Genomic DNA, 5,276 nt, shown 5'->3' on the forward strand with positions numbered 1-5,276 from the left:
GGCCTTGCCGATCAGGGCGGGGCCTTCCCGGTAGTTCTCTGCAGTATCAAGGAAGGTAATCCCGGAGTCGATGGCCGCCTGGATTGTGGCGATAGCCTGCTCTTCCGGGATTGGGCTGAAGCCGCCGCCCAGGCCCCACGTGCCCAGGCAGATGACGGGGACCTGGGGGCCGTTCTTGCCTAGCTGTCTTGTCTGCATGGACGCCTCCCAGGTTGTGTGGATGCTAAATTAGACGAACCGGCTGCCGATTTCAAGCCGGGCGTTGCCGCCGACCGGTCACCGGGAGATAAAAACGGCGCTCCGGAGGCCCTCCTTGCCGTACCCGATCATTCGCGCAAATTCCGCCTTTGGAATCCGCAGCCCCTCCGGAGAGCGGCCCAACTTATCGTGCGGGACCCGGTAAGGGTCGTTCACGAAGAGCCCATCTCCATCGTAACCGGTCACCACCACCCAGTGGGGCGCTTTGAAGCCGTGCATTCTGTGGAGGCTTATCAGGACGATGGGCACCTCGCCGGCGGCCAGTCCGTCAGAAATATCGTCCAGTGTCACGGGCCGGTAGTCTATCCCGGCGCCGCGTTCGTGAGCTTCCCGAAGCAGGTTCGAATGGACCAGCTCAATCACTTCCTTTTTGAAGTGTGCGCGGACGGAGTTAAGGAAGGGCGGCTTCCGGGAGGATACGATGACCCTGGCGTGAAAGCCGCGTCGCAGGCCGGCGACGGCAACCCCGAATGCCTCGCAACCCCCGAGGCCGGATGTCATAAATGCGAGGGTGGCCTCTTTCCATATCTGCGTTTCGAGAGACCTTTCGAACCGGACAGACGGATCGAAGAGCTTCATCGCCATCATGAGGCATGCCGGGGCGCACGTGAAATCGAATGTCTGTGAGTAGTAGGGGACATCGAGCTTCATCGCGGCGGCGGTCAAGTCCAGGCGCTTTTCCATTACCAGGGCGTCGGCGCCGTCCTCGTAATAGCCCGGCGACGTGCCGACGTGGGCGTACCCGTTTCGCTCGTAGAAGGCGATTGCCGTGGGGTTGTCCGGGCGGACCTCCAGGCGCATAACCGTGAGCGCCTTCGAGGAACCTTCCAGCTCGCACCGCTGGAGCAGGAGCTTGCCGAGGCCCTTGCCCTGTAGGGCTGGGGTGACGACGATCGAATACAGGTAGGCGGTGCGGCCGCCCTTGCGCCAGGTGATACACGCGTATCCGGCGACCGCACCTTCTGGGTCGACGACGAATACGGCGGAGTTCGGACCCTTGATGAGGCCGCGCAGCAGCGACCGGCTGAAACGGTCCGTGGCGAAGCCAGCCTCCTCGAGTCCCACAAGCGAGTCAAGGTCGGCGATAGTCGCGAGGCGGACGTTGCCGCTCTCCGGCACCGCTAGCCCCACTTTCCGGCGAGGTAGCTGACAAGCCTGTCGTACATGTGCGGGGCCTCTGCGTCCTCATCGCCTGCGGCGATCGTGGGGTTGTCGTTCACCTCGATAACAACGTAATCGTCGCCGACCTGCTTGATGTCGACTCCGTACAGGCCTTTGCCGATGGACGCCGAGGCCTTCAGGGCGGTGTCGAGGAGTTTAGGGCTTACCTTGTCTATTTTGAATGACTGCATCCTCGCGAAGATCTGGTGGCCGTCCGGGGTGTGAGTGAGCACCTTCCAGCGGTTCTTGGGAATAAGGTACTGGCAGACATATAGCACCTCGCCCCCGAGGACCCCCACCCTCCAGTCGAACTTCGAGGAGACGAAGCGCTGGGCAACGATTCTGTCCGCGCGGCGGAAGAACTTCTTGCCGACCGCGAGCACCTCCTTTGGGGTGGCTGCCTTCTCCACATACATGGAGAAGCTGGAGTCGGGCGCCTTCAACACCACCGGGCTTCCCAGCACATCCAGAAGCTCCTCAGCGCTCGCCGGGGTCAGCTCGCCGTCCAGGAGGAACCGCGTCTCAGGCATCGGCACCTTTCGCTTGATGAGGTGCCTGTACATTTTGATCTTGTCGCAGCAAATGATGATGGAGTCCGGATCGTCAATCACGCGGAGGCCATGCATCTGGGCTGTGCGGGCGGCGACGTACGTGGCATTCAGCGGGTCGGTCTGTGTGCGTATGTACAGCGCGTCGTACTGCGGGATCTTGTATATGTCCGGCCGGAATAGAACGTCGACGCGGTGGCCCATGCGCTGGGCCGCGTAGCCAAGGCGCATGATCGCGCCCATCTCCTCCGTGCGGCTGATCGTGTAGCGCTCTACGAATACCCCTATGTCCGCCATGTTACCGCCTTCTCAACAACGGCTAGCTCAGCCGCGCTCAGAGATGCGTAGGGCAGGGGCCTCATGGCGCTGACCATGGCGGTGCCGTCGGACTCAGTGATGATCCGAATCGTCGCGATAGGTATGCGGAATACCTTCCAGATCGTCTCCGCCAGCGGTCGGTACTTCGGGGTGCTGCACTTGCCCAGGACCATGCGGAACTGGCCCACGCGAGATGTCTCGGTCAGGACCTGGCAGCAGATCGCGTACGTGTGGTTGCGGGTCATGGACATGCAAATCGCGTCCCGCTGCTGCGGCTTTCTGACGATACTCTGGGTGGACATGTAGGGGTTGACTGTGTCCACAAGCGCGGGGGGCTCAAAGTAATCGTTGGTGATGAAGAAGGTTGGAACGGGTAGTCCCGCGAGCTTTGCCTTTTCCAGGAAAAGCGGGACCACGTACGCGTCGAGGGTATCCTTGCAAGCCGGGTAGACCTTCTTGCCGGCGTTCTCAAGGTCCTGGGAATCGTAATAGGGCGATGTTAGATAGTCGTATTCGCCTGCCAGGTTAACGTATGCCGATTCGCTTTCCAGATAGGCGATGCGACGCTGCTGCCTCTGGGCCGTTGGTGTCTGCGGAAGGGTCCGTGGACTCATAAGATTACGGGCGGTGTGCCGGAAAGTCCTTTCTGCCGGATCGGCGCCAGTCCATCAAAAGTGCCACAGAATTCTACCACTGAATCGGCGCCAAGGATAAGGGTTGTGACCTGGGCGGAGGTTGACAATTCATGGCTCAAGCAATACAGTGTTGTTGCAACTGGTTGCAGGAGCGGACGATGAGTTGTGAAAATGAGACGCGACATGCCCTGAGGGAGTCCGGTCACAGGCTTACTCCGCAACGCCTGTTGATCCTCTCCGCCCTACGGCATACCGGTGGGCACTTGACCGCGGCCCAGATCTACGACAACGTCCGGGAAACGTACGCGCTCATCGACGTGTCCACCGTTTACCGCACTCTCAGCGCGCTGAAGGACCTGCGGCTGGTGTCTGAGACGAATATGACGGGAGGGGAAGCGGTCTACGAGTGGCTGGACCACACACGGCACCATCACCTGGTGTGCAGGGAGTGCAGAGGCCTGACTTTGCTGGACCATGAGATGATGGAGGGGCTGAGGGAGAGGATTATGGCTGACCATTCGTTCAGTGCAGACATCGACCACTTCGCCATCGTCGGCCTCTGCAAAGGGTGCCGGGAGAAGAAGACACAGGAGTGAGAAAAGGATTCGCATATGGACATGAGCTCCGGAGCCTTCGCTGCCCTCGCGCTGGGTCTTCTTCTCGGGCTGAAGCACGCTACCGACGCCGACCACGTGGTGGCCGTCTCAACGATCGTGAGCCAGACTCGAAACGCGTGGAAGAGCATCTGGATCGGGGGGTCATGGGGGCTCGGGCACACTGCGCCGCTGATCGTCCTGGGCGTGATCATTCTCCTGCTGAAAGAGTCCGTCCTGGACCGGTACGAAGCTGTTGCGCCGGTCTTTGAATTTGGTGTTGGAATCATGCTGGTGCTGCTCGGTATCCAGGTGTTCCTGAACCTGAGGAAGGGCAGGCTGCACATGCATGAGCACGAGCACGACGAATCGCACCACGTCCACGTGCACTCCACCCACGGTGAGGCCGCGCCGCCGCATGTAGAAGAGCGCCACGGCATATTCCAGCTCACGGGCCGTCCCACCTTCCGGATGAAGTCGTTCGTCGTGGGGATAGTGCACGGGCTGGCGGGGAGCGCGGCGGTAATGCTGGCGCTGCTGCCGGAGGTGTCGTCGTTCGCGGTAGGGGTAGGATACCTGGTGCTGTTCGGGGTGGGCACGGTGCTATCGATGTCCATCATTACCATCGTCCTGGCCGTGCCGTTCGCGTTGACAGGCGCGTTCAACAAGGTAAACAGGGCCATATCAGGAGTGTCCGCAGCGGCCAGCGTTGCCTTCGGCATAGCCCTGATGCTCGAGATTTCCACCGGCGCGACAATCATCCCGTTCTAGTCGGCTATCCTGGATGAGACAGAGAGGCCCCGGTGCATAATGACCGGGGCCTCTTGTGTTTCTTCCTGTGTGCGGGCTTTCTACGCCGTCTCGGGCTCGATCAGCCCGTAGCCGCCGTCGGTGCGGCGATAGACGACGCTGTACTTCTTGGTATCCACGTTGTTGAACAGGTAGAAGGCGTGGTTGACGAGCTCCATTTCCAGGATGGCGTCCTCCACGCTCATAGGGCGCATTGCGAACCGCTTCGTCCGAACGACCCGGGGCTCCTCGTGGGACTCCGCGCCGTTGGTGGAGACGGGCTCTGCGCCGGGCGCGGTCCTGATGGAAGACACGTCGCCGTTTCGGGTTGAGCGCTTCCCCTGCTCCGAGCGGTAGACCTTGCCCTTGAAGCGCTCTATCTGGCGGTCCATTAGGTCGGTAACGGCGTCCATCGCCGCGTTAACGTTGCTGGAGCGTGCCTGGGCGCGCATCATGTAGCCCTTGACGACGAACGAGAGCTGGACTTCAATGCGGTCCGCCTCGGCGCGGGTCATCGTGCGGGATACCTCCAGCTGCGCGGAACCCTCCGGCTTGAGGTGCCTGTCGAGTCGCTCAAACTTCTTCTGGATGTAGTCCTGCGTCTGGGGAGTGAGTTCTATGTTGCGGGTCTTTATCTTCAATTCCATACGCTGCCTCCACACCGACAAGTTAGGTGGCACTAACTAGCGTAACCCGTGGGGTGGTGACCGGTAAAGAGTGGCTACATAATGCTGCATTGGTGCAGTGATAGTGTCAGGGGTTAAGGGAGCAGTGAAAATGTCAGTCTATGAAAGAACTGACAATGAGCGAGAGAGAGGCTAAACGAACGGTAGTGTTGAACGCTGTCCTTGAGAAGCGATTGACAAAGGCTCAAGCTGCCACGGCATTGGGGGTATCGGAGCGCCAGGTATGGAGGCTTCTGGCGACCTACCGGAAGGATGGAGCGGCAGGGCTGGTCCATGGCAATCGAGGAC

General features: G+C 60.7%; 8 protein-coding genes. 3 read left to right on the plus strand and 5 right to left on the minus strand.

Going from position 1 to position 5,276, the window contains the following annotated elements:
• The 4 genes from FJ319_14390 to FJ319_14405 form a co-directional block, all read right to left on the minus strand.
• Positions 1-198: aldo/keto reductase (locus FJ319_14390; protein MBM3935454.1), on the minus strand; the 198-nt coding region annotated here is incomplete at its 3' end.
• Between the two features lie 78 nt (positions 199-276).
• Positions 277-1,389 (minus strand): GNAT family N-acetyltransferase, encoded by a 1,113-nt coding sequence (locus FJ319_14395; protein MBM3935455.1) that lies wholly within the window; start codon positions 1,387-1,389, stop codon positions 277-279.
• Positions 1,380-2,264, minus strand: a complete 885-nt coding sequence (locus FJ319_14400) for a RimK family alpha-L-glutamate ligase (protein MBM3935456.1) — start codon at positions 2,262-2,264, stop codon at positions 1,380-1,382. Before FJ319_14400 ends, FJ319_14395 begins: the two co-directional genes overlap by 10 nt.
• Positions 2,252-2,899, minus strand: coding sequence for a hypothetical protein (locus tag FJ319_14405; GenBank protein ID MBM3935457.1), 648 nt, complete (start codon positions 2,897-2,899; stop codon positions 2,252-2,254). Before FJ319_14405 ends, FJ319_14400 begins: the two co-directional genes overlap by 13 nt.
• A gap of 131 nt (positions 2,900-3,030) precedes the next feature.
• On the opposite strand from FJ319_14405, the gene FJ319_14410 reads away from it, so the two are divergent.
• On the plus strand, positions 3,031-3,516 hold the full coding sequence (locus FJ319_14410) for a transcriptional repressor (protein MBM3935458.1): 486 nt from the start codon (positions 3,031-3,033) through the stop codon (positions 3,514-3,516).
• Positions 3,517-3,537: 21 nt separating this feature from the next.
• The gene (locus FJ319_14415) at positions 3,538-4,284 is read left to right on the plus strand and encodes a hypothetical protein (GenBank protein MBM3935459.1); all 747 of its coding nucleotides are present in this window, start codon (positions 3,538-3,540) and stop codon (positions 4,282-4,284) included.
• Positions 4,285-4,364: 80 nt separating this feature from the next.
• On the opposite strand, the gene raiA is transcribed toward FJ319_14415, so the two are convergent.
• Positions 4,365-4,949, minus strand: coding sequence for a ribosome-associated translation inhibitor RaiA (raiA, locus tag FJ319_14420; GenBank protein MBM3935460.1), 585 nt, complete (start codon positions 4,947-4,949; stop codon positions 4,365-4,367).
• A gap of 140 nt (positions 4,950-5,089) precedes the next feature.
• Between raiA and FJ319_14425 the strand changes: the two genes are divergently transcribed.
• A partial coding sequence (locus FJ319_14425) for a helix-turn-helix domain-containing protein (protein MBM3935461.1) occupies positions 5,090-5,276 on the plus strand: 187 nt, incomplete at its 3' end.

The organism is SAR202 cluster bacterium, from assembly GCA_016872355.1.
GTDB lineage: Bacteria > Chloroflexota > Dehalococcoidia > Lucifugimonadales > VGZY01 > VGZY01.